At 27.5% G+C, this 17,443-nt stretch carries 15 protein-coding genes and 1 other annotated feature; all 15 genes read left to right on the forward strand.

Annotation, left to right across the window (positions count from 1 at the left end):
• Window positions 1-9: 9 nt before the first annotated feature.
• The 15 genes from ACYUET_RS11545 to ACYUET_RS11615 all read left to right on the forward strand — a co-directional run bounded on the left by ACYUET_RS11545 (window position 10) and on the right by ACYUET_RS11615 (window position 17,281).
• Complete coding sequence (locus tag ACYUET_RS11545) at window positions 10-510, forward strand: PRC-barrel domain-containing protein (RefSeq protein ID WP_460279764.1); 501 nt, start codon at window positions 10-12, stop codon at window positions 508-510.
• Window positions 488-1,519, forward strand: a complete 1,032-nt coding sequence (locus ACYUET_RS11550) for an AI-2E family transporter (RefSeq protein WP_460279765.1) — start codon at window positions 488-490, stop codon at window positions 1,517-1,519. The genes ACYUET_RS11545 and ACYUET_RS11550 overlap by 23 nt, the downstream gene beginning before the upstream one ends.
• Window positions 1,520-1,861: 342 nt before the next feature.
• Window positions 1,862-2,037 (forward strand) — a binding site (T-box leader).
• Between the two features lie 200 nt (window positions 2,038-2,237).
• Window positions 2,238-4,877, forward strand: coding sequence for an alanine--tRNA ligase (gene alaS / locus ACYUET_RS11555; protein ID WP_460279767.1), 2,640 nt, complete (start codon window positions 2,238-2,240; stop codon window positions 4,875-4,877).
• A 182-nt stretch (window positions 4,878-5,059) separates the two neighbouring features.
• Window positions 5,060-5,317: an IreB family regulatory phosphoprotein gene (locus tag ACYUET_RS11560; protein ID WP_219778890.1), complete on the forward strand. Its 258-nt coding sequence runs from the start codon at window positions 5,060-5,062 to the stop codon at window positions 5,315-5,317.
• Window positions 5,318-5,366: 49 nt separating this feature from the next.
• Window positions 5,367-5,780: a Holliday junction resolvase RuvX gene (ruvX, locus tag ACYUET_RS11565; RefSeq protein ID WP_460279769.1), complete on the forward strand. Its 414-nt coding sequence runs from the start codon at window positions 5,367-5,369 to the stop codon at window positions 5,778-5,780.
• A gap of 59 nt (window positions 5,781-5,839) precedes the next feature.
• Complete coding sequence (locus ACYUET_RS11570) at window positions 5,840-6,103, forward strand: DUF1292 domain-containing protein (RefSeq protein ID WP_460279771.1); 264 nt, start codon at window positions 5,840-5,842, stop codon at window positions 6,101-6,103.
• A 33-nt stretch (window positions 6,104-6,136) separates the two neighbouring features.
• Window positions 6,137-6,601, forward strand: a complete 465-nt coding sequence (locus ACYUET_RS11575) for a Fur family transcriptional regulator (RefSeq protein WP_460279772.1) — start codon at window positions 6,137-6,139, stop codon at window positions 6,599-6,601.
• Between the two features lie 70 nt (window positions 6,602-6,671).
• Window positions 6,672-8,339: a ribonuclease J gene (locus tag ACYUET_RS11580; protein WP_460279774.1), complete on the forward strand. Its 1,668-nt coding sequence runs from the start codon at window positions 6,672-6,674 to the stop codon at window positions 8,337-8,339.
• A gap of 190 nt (window positions 8,340-8,529) precedes the next feature.
• Window positions 8,530-10,356, forward strand: a complete 1,827-nt coding sequence (typA, locus tag ACYUET_RS11585; RefSeq protein WP_460279776.1) for a translational GTPase TypA — start codon at window positions 8,530-8,532, stop codon at window positions 10,354-10,356.
• 93 nt (window positions 10,357-10,449) lie between these two features.
• Window positions 10,450-11,478 carry an endolytic transglycosylase MltG gene (gene mltG / locus ACYUET_RS11590; RefSeq protein WP_460279778.1) on the forward strand — a complete coding sequence of 343 codons (1,029 nt, stop codon included), beginning with the start codon at window positions 10,450-10,452 and terminating at the stop codon, window positions 11,476-11,478.
• An 18-nt stretch (window positions 11,479-11,496) separates the two neighbouring features.
• Window positions 11,497-12,141: an O-methyltransferase gene (locus ACYUET_RS11595; RefSeq protein WP_460279780.1), complete on the forward strand. Its 645-nt coding sequence runs from the start codon at window positions 11,497-11,499 to the stop codon at window positions 12,139-12,141.
• A gap of 8 nt (window positions 12,142-12,149) precedes the next feature.
• Window positions 12,150-13,367 carry a peptidase U32 family protein gene (locus ACYUET_RS11600; protein WP_460279781.1) on the forward strand — a complete coding sequence of 406 codons (1,218 nt, stop codon included), beginning with the start codon at window positions 12,150-12,152 and terminating at the stop codon, window positions 13,365-13,367.
• Between the two features lie 89 nt (window positions 13,368-13,456).
• The gene (locus ACYUET_RS11605) at window positions 13,457-15,028 is read left to right on the forward strand and encodes a penicillin-binding transpeptidase domain-containing protein (RefSeq protein WP_460279783.1); all 1,572 of its coding nucleotides are present in this window, start codon (window positions 13,457-13,459) and stop codon (window positions 15,026-15,028) included.
• Between the two features lie 97 nt (window positions 15,029-15,125).
• The gene (gene sigK, locus ACYUET_RS11610; protein WP_460279785.1) at window positions 15,126-15,824 is read left to right on the forward strand and encodes an RNA polymerase sporulation sigma factor SigK; all 699 of its coding nucleotides are present in this window, start codon (window positions 15,126-15,128) and stop codon (window positions 15,822-15,824) included.
• Between the two features lie 425 nt (window positions 15,825-16,249).
• The gene (locus ACYUET_RS11615; protein WP_460279787.1) at window positions 16,250-17,281 is read left to right on the forward strand and encodes a type IV pilus twitching motility protein PilT; all 1,032 of its coding nucleotides are present in this window, start codon (window positions 16,250-16,252) and stop codon (window positions 17,279-17,281) included.
• The last annotated feature ends 162 nt before the right edge of the window (window positions 17,282-17,443 follow it).

Below are 17,443 nucleotides of genomic sequence, written 5' to 3' on the forward strand. Positions count from 1 at the left end.
TTATAAATAATGTTTAAAACTAAAGATTTTTATTTGAAGAAAGTATATGATATGAATGGTAAAAAAATTGGTGTTATACAGGATATTTATATTGACTTTTATGGGGAGCAAATGGTTGGATTTGAAATTTCTAATTTAGCATTCTTTTCTAAAAAAAACTATATATCAATAGATGATGTGATTGAAATTGGAGAAGATGTAGTTGCAAGTAATTTAAAAATAGATTCAGGATTGAAATTTAGAAATATTAAAGATATGGATATTGTTGATACAGGTAGTACTGTAAAAGGAGTTGTGGAAGATTTATTAATTGATGGAAAAGATTATTCGATAAAAGCAATCGTAGTAACATCAGGAATTATTGATAAGATGATAAGAGGAAAAGAAATTATTCTTTTAAATGAGTGCATATTAGGAGAAGATTATATATTATATACTGGAAAAAGAGGCATTTCATTTAAGACTATGCCGCATAATATGAATAATTATGAAGCTGTTAAAAAGATATAAAAATAAAATTATACCAATAATATTATTATTAATATTATTTGCAATAATATTAATATATTTATTTAATGACTCAATAAAGAGTGTTGCAAATATAATAATAATTTCATTTATCTTATCTTATCTTATCTCACCGGCTAGGGATTTAATTGAATATAGATTTAAAATAAAAAAAACTACAGCATCATTATTAATAATTCTTGGAATTTTAGGCCTTATTATTACATGTATAGTAATAATAATTCCTGAATTAGTTAAAGAAGTATCTAATATTGGAATTATATTTGATAATATTGCAGAATTTTTAGATTCAATATCAGGAAGATTTAAAATGATTAATTTCCCAGTATTAAATTCAATATATAATGAGATTTTAGAGAAGGGAAATACAATAGTTATTAATTTTTCTAAAAGTATAATTAATAATTTTATATTAATCACTGAAAATATTATTTCCTGTGCAATTTTACCAGTAGTAATTTATTATTTTTTATGTGATGGAGAAAAAATATACAATAAGATATTATTAATATTACCAACTGAAAAAAGAGCTTTAACTAAAAGAATATTAAATGATATAGATAAAGTTCTAGGAAGATACATTGCTAGTCAAATATTTCTTTCGGTAATAATAGGTTTTATGACTTTTGTTTTATTGATAATATTTAAAGTTAAGTTTCCAGTTTGGATTTCTCTATTAAATGCTGTATTAAATATAATACCTTATTTTGGACCAATTTTTGGAGGAATACCAGCTGTTATAGTAGCACTTTTAGATTCTCCTATAAAAGCATTTTGGGTAGCATGTGGAATATTTGTAATTCAACAAATAGAAGGGAATATTTTATCACCTAAAATAACTGGAGATAGTACAGATATGCATCCGATTGTTATAATTATATTGCTTCTTATTGGAGATAAATTTGGAGGATTTATAGGAATGGTTTTAGCAGTTCCTATAGGAGTAGTTATAAAGGTTTTATATGATGATATAAACTATTATTTATTTTAAGAATAGTTAAGGCACAATCAAAAAAATAATATACCAGTATGCTCGTCTATTTTGTGTGATACTGCATCAGCAAGTTTAGCTAATAACTCGCTATTGACTAAATTTACTTCCTTGTCTGACACAAGATATATAACGCCTCTTTTATCTATTATTTTATTTTATGTGCCTAAAATAATTAAAAAGGCTAATATTTTAGTGTAAATATAAAAAAATTGTGATTAAAATTTTAGTTGTAATTAAGAGTTTTGTTTAGAAAAAAGATAATAACTATTTTGAAACAAAGATATATTGATTATTGACATAATTATTTAGATGAAATATAATTTTCATGAAATAATTAAATATTAAGCGATGAATAGGAAAAGTAGATATATTGTAGATATTCAGAGAAGGAATGGATGGTGAGAATTCCTTATTTATGTATTTCGAAGCTACCTAGGAGCTATAAATAACTGAGTGATGTATTAATTATACATAATTAGGGTGGTACCGCGGAAATATTAGCTTTCGTCCCTTTATTTTTAGGGATGAGGCTTTTTTTATGTATAGGAAATTATAAAGTCCACAGCTTTACAATCACCTTGATGATTTTTTATTCTTTAGGAAATTATAATGCAGCTAAATCTGTGGATAACTTTTGAAATTGGCAGAGACACATAGTCTGCGGAACGGATTTTCTTGTATTAATACAAATTATTTATTAAATGGAGGAATATTTATGAAATTTATAAAAACAAATGATTTAAGAGAAGCTTATTTAAAGTTTTTTGAAAGCAAAGAGCATTTAAGATTAGATAGTTTTTCTTTAGTGCCACAAAATGATAAAAGCTTATTATTAATAAATGCAGGAATGGCACCACTTAAACCATATTTTACAGGCTTACAAAAGCCACCTAAAACAAGAATTACAACTTGTCAAAAATGTGTGAGAACTGGAGATATTGAAAATGTAGGAATAACAAGCAGACATGGTACATTTTTTGAAATGCTTGGAAACTTTTCTTTTGGAGATTATTTTAAAAAAGAAATAATTCCATGGGCTTGGGAGTTTATAACAGAAGTTTTAGAACTTCCAAAAGAAAAATTATATGTGACAATATACTTAGATGATGATGAAGCATATGAATATTGGACTACTCTTACAGATGTAGATAAAACTCATATCTTTAGATTAGGTAAAGAAGATAATTTCTGGGAACATGGTTCAGGCCCTTGTGGTCCTTGTACTGAAATCCATTTTAATAGAACAGATAAAGTACCAAAAAATGCTGAAGAATTTGTTGAATTTGCTGATGCGGATGAAATAGTAGAATTTTGGAATCTTGTATTCACTCAATTTGACGGTGATGGAAAAGGGAATTATGAGAAACTTGAAAAAACAAATATAGATACAGGTATGGGTCTAGAAAGACTTGCAACTATAATGCAAGAAAAAAATAATATCTTTGAAATAGACACAATAGAAAATATATTAAAAGGAATATGTAAACTTGCTAATGTAGAATATGGAAAAGAATATAAAACAGATGTTTCTTTAAGAATTATAACTGATCATATTAGATCTATAACATTTTTAATATCTGATGAAGTTATGCCTTCAAATGAAGGAAGAGGATATGTTCTTAGAAGATTATTAAGAAGAGCAGCTAGACATGGAAAAACTTTAGGAATAAAGGAAGCATTTTTATGTGATTTATGTGATATAGTTATTAGAGATGCTAAAGACGCTTATCCAGATTTAGAAGAGAAAAAAGAATATATTAAAAAAGTAATTAAAATAGAAGAAGATAAATTTAGAGAAACTTTAGATGGTGGAATGGATATATTAAATACATTTATATCAGAATTAAAAGAAAAAAATAAAAAAGTATTAAATGGAACTGATGGATTTAAGTTATATGATACTTTTGGATTTCCAATGGAGCTTACAAAAGAAATCTTGGAAGATGCTGGTCTTTCTCTTGATGAAGAAGGTTTTGATAAAGAAATGAAAGAGCAAAGAGAGAGAGCTAGAAGTGCAAGAAAAACTTCAAACTATATGGGTGCGGATATAAAGACTTTAGATATTATAGAAGAAACTATTGAAACTAAATTTGATGGATATAATAATGATCAATTAGTTGCTAAAGTAAAATGTTTGATTAATGGAGAAAATTTTGTAGATGTTGTAAGAGAAGGGGATAGTGCTGTTATAGTTACTGATATTACTCCATTCTATGCAGAAATGGGTGGACAAATAGGAGATACGGGTGTAATATCTAATGATACATTTAATGGAAAAGTACTTGATACTAAAAAGAACATTGGTGGAAAGATAGTTCATTTTGTAGAAGTATTAAACGGAGAGCTTAAAATAGGAGATAAGGTTACATTAGAAGTAGATAAAGCTAGAAGAGAAAACATTAAAAGAAATCATACAGCTACTCATCTTTTAGATACAGCTTTAGTTAAGGTGTTAGGAAATCACGTTCATCAAGCAGGATCATATGTAAGTGTAGATAGATTAAGATTTGATTTTTCTCACTTTGAAGGTTTAAAAGAGGAAGAAATTCTTAATGTTGAAAAACTAGTTAATGAAGCTATTATGAGTGTTACACCAGTAATTACACAAGAAATGGATTTACAATCTGCAAAAAACAGTGGAGCAATTGGAATATTTGATGATAAATATGCAGATAAGGTTAGAGTTGTGTGTGCAGGTGAGTATTCTAAAGAATTATGTGGAGGTACTCATATAGACAATACTGGTAAAATAGGATTATTCAAAATAATATCTGAAAGTGGAATAGCTGCGGGTACTAGAAGAATAGAAGCAGTAACAGGTTTAGAAGCTTATAAATTAATTAATGAAAAAGCAGAATTATTAAAACAAATTTCAAATAAGTTTAAGTGTTCAGAAAAAGAAATATTAGGAAAACTTGATCAACAAGGTAAAGAAATTAAAGAAAAAGATAAAGAAATATCAAGTTTAAAATCTAAATTTGCATCAATGGGAATTGAGGATATAATTAATTCAACTAAGCAAGTTAAGGGTATAAATGTTATTTCTTACGGATTAAAAGATGTTGATGGAGAGGCACTAAGAAATCTTTGTGAAAAGGTAAGAGATAAGGTTGAAAATTCGTTAACATTACTTACAAGTGAAGTTGATGGAAAAGTAATAATTTGCGCAATGGCTACAAAAGATGCGGTTTCTAATGGAGTACATTGTGGTAAAGTAATAAAAGAGGTATCGTCTATACTTGGCGGTGGCGGTGGAGGAAGACCGGACATGGCTCAAGCTGGAGGAAAATTACCAGAAAAAGTAGAAGAAGCACTTAATGAAGTCTACAAAATAGTTGAAACTTTAGCAAAGTAGTATACTTTTTAGACAATATAGGGTATAATCTATATATAGATTATTAAAGTTCGATAAAATCATGATTTTATATAGTATATATACTTAGTGAATAAGTTTTAAATATTAAGTTAATAATAAATATGGATATCGTTTCCTTAGACTATTGGTAAGGGGGGTGTGCTGCTTGAAGCAGCGATACTATGAGTAATAATATTGAACATACAATGCAATTTGATTTAACTAAAAATAAAGAAGTTTTAACAAAATCTATTTTGACAGAGGTTTATGATTCATTAAAGGAAAAGGGTTATAATCCTATAAATCAGTTAGTTGGATATTTAATTTCAGGAGACCCTACTTACATTACTAATTACAACGGAGCAAGAGCTTTAGTAAGAAAGCTTGAAAGAGATGAAATACTCGAAGAAGTTATAAAGTCTTATTTAGAGATAAAGTAAAGAGTGCCCGTATGGCGGGCACTTTTATTTTTATAAGAGGTGTTTTAATTTGAGGATACTAGGTTTAGATGTAGGGCAGAAAACTATTGGAGTAGCTATATCGGATCCATTAGGATTTACTGCGCAAGGAATAACTACAATAAGAAGAACTAATAAAGAAAAAGATATAGATGAAATCAAAAAAATTTGTGAAGAATATAAAGTTGAAACTATAGTTGTTGGTCTTCCTAAAAATATGAATGGAACAATAGGACCATCTGGAGAAATAACTATGGTATTCGGCAAATTAATTGAGGAAGAGTTGCAAATAAAAGTAGAATTTTGGGATGAACGTTTAACAACTGTAGCAGCACATAAAGCTATGTTAGAAGCAGATCTTTCAAGAAATAAAAGAAAGAAAATAGTAGATAAAATTGCATCAACTTATATACTTCAAGGATATTTAGATAGGATTTCTAAATAAAATTAAAAAACATTAAATTTGAAATATTTAAATGAAATACATTTATGGAGGTAATTTTTATGGAAAAAGACGTAGAATTTATAGAATTATTAGATGAAAATGGTGAACAAGTTAAATTTAAAGTTATTACTTATTTTCAAATAGATGAAATAAACGGTGAATATGTAGTTGTAACACCAGCAGTAGGTGAAACAGATGAGGCATTTGTTTTAAAAATTGTTATAGATGAAGATGGAAGTGAAAATCTTATAAGCATAGAAGATGAAAAAGAGTTTGATTTGGTTGAAGAAGCTTACAATCTTATTATGGAAGAGCAAAATTAATATATATTATAATTGTAAAAGTGAGGTGTTATTATGGAGCAATTAACTTCAATAGATATGGATGCCTTAAAAGAAGATTTGAAAAAAAAGGGATATAAATTAACTGCACAAAGAAGATCTATTGTTAATGCAATTATTGAAACTGAAGGAAAGCATTTAACAGCAGAAGAAATATATGATGAAGTTAAGCGTAGCTGTCCTGAAATTGGTTTAGCTACTGTATATAGAACTATCATTTTATTAGAAGAATTAGGTGTAATATGTAGATTAGAATTAAATGATGGATGTAATAGATATGAGTTAGTACATGGTGATGAAACTCATAGACACCATCATCTCGTGTGTAATTTGTGTAACAAAGTATTAGAGGTACAAGATGACCTATTAGAGGAGTTGGAAACACAAATTGAAACACAATATAAGTTTAAGATATCCGATCATAGTGTAAAATTTTATGGAGTATGTGAGGAATGTCAAAAAAAAGATAATAAAGAATAAAATAATTTTCTATTTTTACAAAGAGAAGTTATTTATTCATAATATAAATATATAGAAAAGGAGGGGAAACATGAAAAACGAAAGGGCTAAGGTTAAAATTATTCCTTTAGGTGGTATAAACGAAATAGGTAAGAATATCACAGCTATTGAATATAAAGATGATATTGTTGTAATAGATTGTGGTCTTAAATTTCCAGATGATGATATGTTTGGAATAGATATTGTAATACCAGATGTTTCGTATCTTATAAGAAATATAGATAAAGTCAGAGGGATATTTTTAACTCACGGACATGAAGACCATATAGGAGCATTGCCATATGTTCTAAAGCAATTAAATGTTCCTGTTTATGGTACCAAACTTACTCTTGGGATTGTTGAAACAAAACTAAAAGAGCACGGTTTACTTAGTTCAACAGAATTGATAAGAGTAAAGCCAAAAGATACAATAAAGTTAAATAGTGTTTCTGTAGAATTTATTAAAACTAATCATTCCATTGCGGATTCAGTAGCAATTGCTATTCATACACCGCTTGGTGCAGTACTTCATACTGGTGATTTTAAAATTGATTATACTCCTATTGATGGAGAGATAATGGATTTTGCAAGATTTGCAGAATTAGGTAAAAAAGGTGTATTAGTCATGATGGCTGATTCAACTAATGTTGAAAGACCAGGATATACAATGTCTGAAAGGACTGTTGGAGAAAGCTTTGTAAGACTTTTTGATAATGCAAAAGGTAGAATTATAGTTGCAACATTTGCTTCGAATGTTCATAGGATTCAGCAGATAATAACTGCTGCACAAATTTATGGCAAAAAAGTAGCAGTATCTGGAAGAAGTATGGAAAATATAGTGCAAGTTGCGATAGAGTTAGGATATTTAAATATTGAAAAAGAAGTTCTTATTTCTGTTGATCAAATATCAAAGTATCCAAATGAAAAGGTTGTTATAATAACAACTGGAAGCCAAGGCGAACCAATGTCAGCATTAGCAAGAATGGCTGCATCAGAACATAGAAAAATTAATATAGTGGAAGGTGATACAGTAATTATTTCTGCAACACCAATTCCAGGAAATGAAAAGCTTGTTTCTAAAGTTATAAATCAGTTATTTAAAAAAGGTGCTGAAGTAATTTATGAATCTTTAGAAAAAGTTCATGTATCAGGTCATGCATGTCAAGAAGAATTAAAATTAATGCAAAGATTGGTTAAACCAAGATTTTTTATTCCAGTTCATGGGGAGTATAGACATTTAAAACAACATGGAGAACTTGCTATAGAGCTTGGTCTTCCAGAAAAAAATCTTTTAATACCAGACAATGGTGATGTGATAGAAATAACAAGGAATTATATAAAGAAAACTTCTACTGTTTCATCAGGTCAAGTATTTGTTGATGGTCTTGGTGTTGGAGATGTTGGTAATATAGTATTAAGAGATAGAAAACATTTATCACAAGATGGTATATTAACAGTTGTAGTTACTTTAGAAAAGAAGACTGCTAATGTAATAGCGGGTCCTGATATTATTTCAAGAGGATTTGTATATGTAAGAGAATCAGAAGATCTTATGGATGAAGCTAAAAATCTTGTAAGAAATGTATTAAAAGAATGTGAAGAAAAGAAGATTGCTGATTGGGCTACATTGAAATCGAAAATGAGAGATGAACTTAGAGAACTACTTTATGAAAGAACAAAGAGAAAACCTATGATTTTGCCAATAATAATGGAAACTTAAAAATATTGGAAAATAAGATATTGTATAATAAAGTTGACTTTTGTAAAATAAAAGGTTAAAATAAAGAATAGTGATTTAGAAATTGGATACTTTTGTATCCAATTTTATTTTGGAGAAAAAAAGTTATAGGTTTACATAGAGTAAAAGTTAGACTTTCCATACATTAAATATTTACTTTGGAGGAATGGAAATGGAATTAATAAAAAGAGAAGATATAAGAAATATTGCGATTATAGCTCACGTTGACCATGGTAAAACTACTTTAGTAGATGCTTTATTAAAACAAAGTCATGTTTTTAGAAGTAATGAAAAAGTTCAAGAAAGAGTTATGGATTCAAATGACCTTGAAAAAGAAAGAGGTATTACAATTCTTTCAAAGAATACTGCAGTACATTACAATGGAATTAAAATTAATATTGTAGACACACCAGGACATGCTGATTTCGGGGGCGAAGTTGAACGTGTGTTAAAGATGGTTGATTCTGTTTTATTAGTAGTTGATTCATATGAAGGACCAATGCCACAAACTAAATTCGTTTTAAAGAAAGCTTTAGAATTAGGATTAAAACCTATAGTTGTAATAAATAAGATAGACAAACCAGATGCAAGACCAGTGGATGTTATTGATGAAGTATTTGATTTATTCTTAGAATTAGGTGCTAATGATGAACAATTAGATTTCCCAATACTTTATGCATCAGCTAGAGAAGGCTTTGCAAGAAACAATGTAGAAGATACAAACAATGATATGCTTCCATTATTTGAAAAAATAATAGAACATGTAGAAGCCCCAGAAGGATATATAGATGAACCATTACAAATGCTAGTTACAACATTAGATACTAATGAATATGTTGGTAAAATTGCGATAGGTAAAATACATAGAGGTAAAGTAAAGAAAAATCAAACGGTTGCTTTAGTTAGAAATGATGGATCAACTTCAAATTACAAAATTACAAGTGTATTTACTTATGATGGATTAAAAAGAGTAGAAGCAGATGAAGCTTCATTAGGTGATATAGTTGCAGTAAGTGGAGTTACTGATGCTAATATAGGTGAAACTATTGCGGATTCACAAAACCCTGAAGCACTTCCATTTGTTAGTATAGATGAACCAACTCTTAGTATGAACTTTATGGTTAATAATTCTCCATTTGCAGGAAAAGAAGGAGAATTTGTAACATCAAGACATTTAAGAGATAGATTACTTAAGGAACTTGAAACAAATGTTAGTTTAAGAGTAAATGAACTTACACCTGACTGCTTTGAGGTTTCAGGAAGAGGAGAACTTCATCTTTCAATACTTATAGAAACTATGAGAAGAGAAGGATTTGAATTCCAAGTTTCAAAGGCTAGCGTTATTATTAAAGAAGAAAATGGTCATAAAGTAGAGCCTATGGAATATTTAACAATTGACGTTCCAGAAGAATTTATGGGACCTGTTATGGAAAAATTAGGACCAAGAAAAGCTGAAATGGTTAATATGACATCAGCTGTAAATGGTTATACAAGATTGGAATTCATAGTTCCTGCTAGAGGATTAATCGGATTTAGAAATGAATTTATGACTGATACAAAGGGTAATGGAATAATGAACCATGTATTCCACAGCTATGACAAATTTAAAGGTGAAATCCCAACTAGAAGTAGAGGTTCTATAGTTTCTTTTGGAGATGGAGAATCAATAGCTTACGGATTATTTAATGCTCAAGAAAGAGGGCAATTATTTATAGGAGCTGCTATTCCTGTATATGAAGGTATGATTGTTGGAGTATCATCTAGAGCAGAGGATATTGATATTAATGTATGTAAAGGTAAGAAACTTACTAATACAAGATCATCAGGAGCTGATGAAGCTGTAAAATTAATTCCACCAATTGAAATGACACTTGAACAATGTTTAGAATTTATCAACGATGATGAATTAGTTGAAGTTACACCAAAAAATATTAGAATGAGAAAAACAGTATTAGCAAGTGGTGAAAGAAAGAAGATAGTTAGCAGAAGTAAAAAATAAACTCAAATCTTGTTTTAAATAATATAAAAAGATATTATAATTAAAGTAAATAGTCTTTTAGGCTATTTACTTTATTGTATTAGGAGGAACTTTATGATTAAGTTTAAATCCTTAAAAAGATTAGTGTTTTTTATAATATTAATAACTGTAATTTTAATTTCATCTATAGGAGTTATTCTTTATAAAAATGCTATCAATAAGCCTTTAAAGAGTAATGAAAATGTAACCATAGTAGAAGTAAGATACGGTGAAGGGGTTTATGGGGTTTTAGATAGGTTGCAAAAAGAAGGAAAATTAACTAATAAATATTTTATTAAACTTAACCTTATGTTAAATAAGAAAAATATAGATTTAAAAGAAGGAATATATGAAGTGAATTCTAAGGTTAATTTAAATGAATTAATTTCAATATTAAATAATGAAAGTGATAATCAAAAACTTAAAAAGTTAACAATTCCTGAAGGATATGATATAGATAAAATAGCTAAAAAAGTAGAAGAAGAAGGTTTTTGCTCAAAAGACGCTTTCTTAAATGCAGTAAAAAATTATCCAGTACCGGAATTTGTAAAACAAGATGAAAATAAAAGATATAATTTAGAGGGTTTTTTATATCCAGATACATATTTATTAAAAGATGATGTTACTCCAGATTTTATAATTAAGGTTATGCTTAGAAGATTTACTGAAGTTTTAGGTAATATTGAGAATGATCTAGGTATTGATATAAAAAATGAGGACTTAGAGAAAACTATTACAATTGCATCTATGATAGAGAATGAAGCAAGATATGACAAAGATAGAAGTTTAATTTCATCAGTTATTTATAATAGATTAAATGATAATATGAAGCTTCAATTAGATGCAACAGTAATTTATGCTTTAGGATATCATGTAGATGTAGTATTAAATAAACATTTAGCTATTGATTCACCATATAATACATATAAATATAGTGGTTTACCAGTTGGTGCTATATGTAATCCCGGAAAAGAATCAATTAAAGCAGCATTAAATCCAGAAAAAACAGATTATTTATTTTATATTCTACAAGATAATGGTTATCATTATTTCTGTAATAATTATGATGATTTTTTAAAGAAAAAGAAAGAGTTAGGATATTAGTTTATTTGGAGGAGTTAGATGAGTAAAATTACATATGATTATATGGAAGACTATATAAGAAATCTTATTCCAGATAGAAAAGGAATTTTAAAGGATATAGAAGATTTTGCAAGAGAAAATGGTGTTCCTATAGTTCAAAAAGAGACTGGAGTATTTTTAGAATTTATGGTTGGTATGAAAAAGCCATTAAGAATTCTAGAACTTGGAACAGCTGTAGGATTTTCATCAATTTTAATGTATGAGGCTTCTGGAACCAATCCGGATATTGTAACGATTGAAAGAGATGAAAAGATGATAGAACTTGCTAAATTAAATTTAAATAAATTTAATTTGAGTGAAAAAATTAAAATAGAAGAAGGGGATTGTTTAGAGGTTTTAGAAAAATTGCAAGAACCTTTTGATTTAATTTTTATGGATGCAGGAAAAGGTCACTACAATCATTTTCTCCCACATTGTTTAAGATTACTTAAGGAAGATGGAGTAATTATAGCTGATAATGTGTTATTTAGAGGTATGGTTGCGTGTGATGATTTGGTGAAAAGAAGAAAGATAACTATAGTAAAAAGAATGAGAACTTATTTAGATTTAGTAACTCATGATGAAAATTTAATTACAACTGTAATACCTATGGGTGATGGTATAGCAGTTACAAAGAGGAGGTAAATTAAAAAATGATAAGACCAGAAATTTTAGCACCAGCTGGAAATTTAGATAAACTTAAAATAGCGATAGATTTTGGTGCAGATGCTGTATATTTAGGAGGAAGTAAACTAAATTTAAGAGCTTTTGCAGATAATTTTACAAATGAACAATTAAAAGAAGGTGTAGAATATGCACACGAAAGAAATAGAAAAGTTTATGTAACTTTAAATGTATTTCCGCATAATTCAGATTTAGATGGTGTGGAAGATTATTTAATAGATTTATATAATATTGGGATTGATGCTGTAATAGTATCAGATCCAGGAATAATATCTATAGCTAAAGAAGTTGTACCAAATTTAGAAATACATTTAAGTACTCAAGCTAACAATGTTAATTGGAGAGCTGCTAAGTTCTGGTATGACCAAGGTGTTAAAAGAATAGTAATGGCAAGAGAACTTAGTTTAAATGAAATAAAACAAATGAGAGAGAACTTACCGGAAGAATGTGAAATTGAAGCATTTATTCATGGAGCAATGTGCATAAGTTATTCAGGCAGATGTTTATTATCAAACTATATGACGGGAAGAGATGCTAATAGAGGAGCTTGTGCACAACCATGCAGATATAAATATCATTTGGTGGAAGAAAAGAGACCAGGAGAATATTTCCCAATAGTTGAGGATGGTAATGGAGCATATATAATGAATTCAAAAGATTTATGTATGGTGGAACATATTGATGATGTTATTAATGCGGGAGTATATTCACTTAAAATAGAAGGAAGAATGAAAAGTGCTTACTATGTTGCAGCAGTAGTAAAATCATATAGGCAAGCAGTAGATGCTTATTTAAAAGATCCAGAAAACTATAAATTTAATCCAAAATGGATGGAAAATTTAAATAAAGTAAGCCATAGACAATATCATACAGGTTTTTACTATGGTAAAAATAATGAACAAGTGTATGATGATTCATCATATGTTAGAACAGCTGACATAATAGGAATAGTAAGAGCATATGATGAAGAAACTAAAATAGCAACTGTTGAACAAAAAAATAAAGTTTTAAATGGAGATACAGTAGAAATACTAAGACCTGAAGGGGATAATTTTGAGATTGTATTAAAGGACATGACAGAGGAAAATGGTACTCCTATTGAATCAGCAGCTAGAGCTCAAATGATATATAAAATAAAATCAGATATTCCTTTAAAAGAAAAAGATTTAATAATAAAAAATAGATAATAAAATATTGTGTATTGAATAAAACACCTTTTCTAAGGCTAAAATTTAGTTGAAGAGAGGTGTTTTGTATTTTTATTGATAGATATAATATGAAAAAAAGATTACTATTAATTTTATCTTTGTTTATTACTATAATGATAGTAATAGGTATGAGATTATATATGTTACAAGTACATCCATCCGAGAAGGTCCAAGGATCATATCAAAATCATCAGGAAGAAAAAATTAGCGATACAAAATATATGATCTTAGATACAAATGGCAAAGATTTAATGAAATATAATAAAAAGTATGTTTTAGTTATTGATATAAAACCTTTTAGTTTAAATAATTATGAAGAAACATTAGAAGATTTAATGGCATTAAATTTTATAATGAAATCTGAAAATCCTGATTTTAACTATACTGATATAATGAAATCACAAGGGAAACTTTATTATAATATTTCAGAGGAAACTTATAATAAAATAAATAAACTTAAAAATATTAAAGGTATATATACGTATACTACTGATGAAGTGGATACTAAAAAAGCATGGAGTGTTAGTAGTTTCTTATCTAAAATTTTAGATGAGGAGTATGTTGATGATTCACTTCAAGCTGAACTATATAAATATTTAAAGGATAATGAACAACCTAAAAATAATTTTTATTTAGATGCTAGAGCAGTATATGCTGATAAAAAAGTAAATATTAGCGATAATAATAAAAATTTAAAATTAACTATTGATAAAGATATGGAAGAAAAAATTAGGGGAGTATTAGATAAGAGTGAATATAGTTATTTAAAAAATGTTGGTGTTACTATAATGGAAAGTTCTACAGGAAAAATAAGAGCTTTAATGCAAAAAGATGAAAGTGCATCAAATGTAAATTTAGGAATACAAGAATTTGGATATGAGCCAGGGTCAATTTACAAAATCATTACATTGGGATCAGCATTAGAAATGGGATTGGTAAATATGAATGATAATTTTACTTGTACAGGTGAAATATGTAAGGGAGTTCACGGTAGATTAAGTGTGAAAGATGCATTTGTTAAATCATGTAATGATGTCTTTGCTAAAATTGGAAGTTTAGTTGGATATCAAAAGTTAATGGAATTTTCAGAAGTCCAAGGTTTATATGGTAGAGTTTTAAATTTACAAGGAGAAAATAAAAATGAAACAGCTGGAGTAAAGCCTAAAGAGGAAGCAGGAATGAATAATATTTCTATAGGTCAATGTATGAATGTTTCTCCAATACAAATGTTAGGAGCAATTAATACAGTAATAAATAATGGAGTATATGAAAACCCATATTTAGTAGAAGATATTTTAGATAAAGATGATAATATTATTAAAGAATTTAAAACTGAAGAAAAGAAAATATATAGTGAAATAACTTCCAAACTAATAAAAGATGCAATGAAAGAAGTTGTTATAAGAGGAACTGGAATAAAAGCATATTCTTCTAATTTAAATATAGGAGGCAAAACAGGATCAGCTACGAGTTATGATGGAAATACTCATGGATGGTTTGCAGGATATTTTACTGTAGCAAATAAAACTTATACTATGGTTGTTTTTATACCTGATATAGGGTCAAAAGAAGGATTAGGAGGAGGAGATACAGCAGCTCCAATTTTTAAAGATATAGTTACAGTATTAAATTCTAAATAGAACCTATAAAAATAAAATTAAAAATAAAAATACGAATAAGCAACTTTTTTAATTTCCAAACATATTATAATATCAAGCACTGTTATGGAGGAAAAAGGTGTTTGTATTAAATGGTTTCATAGATTTGATATGTAACTCGCTATTTTTAACTGGATATATAACAAATAGTAATACATTTCCACTTCCTCTTGACGAGAAAGAGGAGGAAGAATATCTAAAAAAACTTAAAGAAGGAGATAAGACAGCTAAGGGTATTCTAATTGAAAGAAACTTAAGGTTAGTAGCACATATTGTAAAGAAGTATTCTTTCCCCAATAAGGATGTAGATGAATTAATCTCTATAGGAACAGTTGGATTAATTAAAGCTATAGATTCCTTTGATTCTAGTAAAGGTACTAGGCTTGCTACCTATGCATCTAGATGCATAGAAAATGAAATTTTAATGTTATTTAGAAATAACAAAAAACAAAAGAGTGAGGTATATCTTCAAGATCCGATTGGAGTTGATAAAGAAGGAAACGAAATTTGTCTTATTGATATATTGAGTAGTGATAACGATTCAGTATTAGAAAAGGTAGAAAATAATTTACAGATTAAAGCTTTATACAATAAAATTACTGATTCTTTAACTAAAAGAGAAAGTACAATACTAGTAATGAGATACGGATTAATAGATGGAAATCGTAAAACTCAAAGGGAAATAGCTGCTACTTTAGGAATTTCACGTTCATATGTATCCAGAATAGAAAAGAAAGCTTTGAAAAAATTAAGAAAGGAGTTATTTAATAAATATTAAATTAATATTAAATTAATATATATGTTCTAATTAGGTTAATACATTTATAATCAGATATATAATATCTTTATAAACAAGTAGATTTTTGATTAATAATATCGAATTAGAATCATATATATCATAAATTTTTTATATAAGTCCCTCACTATGTTGGTAAATCATACTATTTATAAATATTCTAATATTTATATTAATCAACAAACTTTAGTGGAACTTATATATTTTGAAAACAAGGTGTATGCTAAAAAGTACACCTTATTTTTTTTAGGCAGAATCAAAAAAATAACAAGTTCATTTGCTAGACTATTTTAAATAATAGATTTATTATTTATTTTCATGTTTCTAACACTTTAAATTTCCATAATATGATAAAATTATAATATAATGATTTTTTAATAAAAATAAATATTTATAGGAGAGTTATTATGTTAAAAATAGATAGTTTATTAAATAATATAGATATAAAAAATGCATCAGATATTCATATTTCTTCAGATTTACCTCCAATCATTAGAGTTGATGGGAAATTAAAAAATGCTAATAATAATATAATTTCTCATGAAATGATTAATGAATACATCAAAGAGTTAATACCAGATAGATATAATGATTTTTTAGTAAATGGTGATGTTGATTTTAAATATACTTTAGAGGGAATAGGAAATTTTAGAGTTAATGCTTTTAAGAGTAAAGGTAATTATTCTATATGCATGAGGGTAGTCAAACAAAGAATACCTAAAATTAGTGATATAACATCAGCACAAGCTTTAAAAGACTTTACTAAATTGAATGATGGTTTGGTCTTGGTAACAGGGCCAACTGGGTCTGGTAAAAGTACAACTTTAGCTGCAATGATAAATGAAATAAATAATACAAAAGAAAAACATATAATTACATTAGAAGAACCAATCGAATATATATATAAGAATAATAAATCAATGATAAATCAAAGGGAAGTTGGGCAAGATACTAAAAGTTATGCTTTAGGATTAAGAGCAGCTTTAAGACAAGATCCAGATGTTATATTAATTGGAGAAATGAGAGATACAGAAACTGTTGAAGTGGCTTTAAGAGCAGCTCAAACAGGGCATTTAGTTTTTTCAACACTTCATACAATGGGAGCTGCAAATAGTATTTATAGAATAATTAATTCATTTGATAATGCACATCAAAATGAAATTAAGGTACAGTTAGCATCCTTATTAAGAGGGGTAATTTCACAAGTATTATTACCTAATGCTAGTGGGGAAGGCAGGACGGCGGCGTTAGAAATAATGACATGTACTACTAGTATAAAAAATTTAATTAGAGAAGGTAATTATGAACAAATAAATAGTTTTATTCAGATGGGATTTAAATATGGTATGCAAACTATAGATATGGATTTAAAAAGATTAGTTAATGAAAACATAATAACTAAAGAAGAGTATTTTAAATGGCAATCTAATAGAATTTAGTAAAGTTAAAAAATATATCTTTTTTATTTGTATAAATAATTAAAAAAGATATAAATCTATTAAGTTTTAAATTATAAAAAAGAATATTTTTTATGGATTAATAAATTATTAAAAGGAATTTTGATAATTATGTTGAATATATTTATTATACTTTTTCTGCAA

It is taken from the genome of Clostridium sp. CTA-5, from assembly GCF_054768135.1.

Bases quoted from the DNA above. Each gene is read 5' to 3' on its own strand.
- ACYUET_RS11550 (WP_460279765.1), top strand. From the start codon at position 488: ATGAAGCTGTTAAAAAGATATAAAAATAAAATTATACCAATAATATTA.
- ACYUET_RS11560 (WP_219778890.1), top strand. From the start codon at position 5,060: ATGAGTAATAATATTGAACATACAATGCAATTTGATTTAACTAAAAAT.
- ACYUET_RS11595 (WP_460279780.1), top strand. From the start codon at position 11,497: ATGAGTAAAATTACATATGATTATATGGAAGACTATATAAGAAATCTT.
- alaS (WP_460279767.1), top strand. From the start codon at position 2,238: ATGAAATTTATAAAAACAAATGATTTAAGAGAAGCTTATTTAAAGTTT.
- ACYUET_RS11575 (WP_460279772.1), top strand. From the start codon at position 6,137: ATGGAGCAATTAACTTCAATAGATATGGATGCCTTAAAAGAAGATTTG.
- ACYUET_RS11580 (WP_460279774.1), top strand. From the start codon at position 6,672: ATGAAAAACGAAAGGGCTAAGGTTAAAATTATTCCTTTAGGTGGTATA.
- ACYUET_RS11570 (WP_460279771.1), top strand. From the start codon at position 5,840: ATGGAAAAAGACGTAGAATTTATAGAATTATTAGATGAAAATGGTGAA.
- typA (WP_460279776.1), top strand. From the start codon at position 8,530: ATGGAATTAATAAAAAGAGAAGATATAAGAAATATTGCGATTATAGCT.
- ACYUET_RS11600 (WP_460279781.1), top strand. From the start codon at position 12,150: ATGATAAGACCAGAAATTTTAGCACCAGCTGGAAATTTAGATAAACTT.
- mltG (WP_460279778.1), top strand. From the start codon at position 10,450: ATGATTAAGTTTAAATCCTTAAAAAGATTAGTGTTTTTTATAATATTA.
- ACYUET_RS11545 (WP_460279764.1), top strand. From the start codon at position 10: ATGTTTAAAACTAAAGATTTTTATTTGAAGAAAGTATATGATATGAAT.
- ACYUET_RS11615 (WP_460279787.1), top strand. From the start codon at position 16,250: ATGTTAAAAATAGATAGTTTATTAAATAATATAGATATAAAAAATGCA.
- ACYUET_RS11605 (WP_460279783.1), top strand. From the start codon at position 13,457: ATGAAAAAAAGATTACTATTAATTTTATCTTTGTTTATTACTATAATG.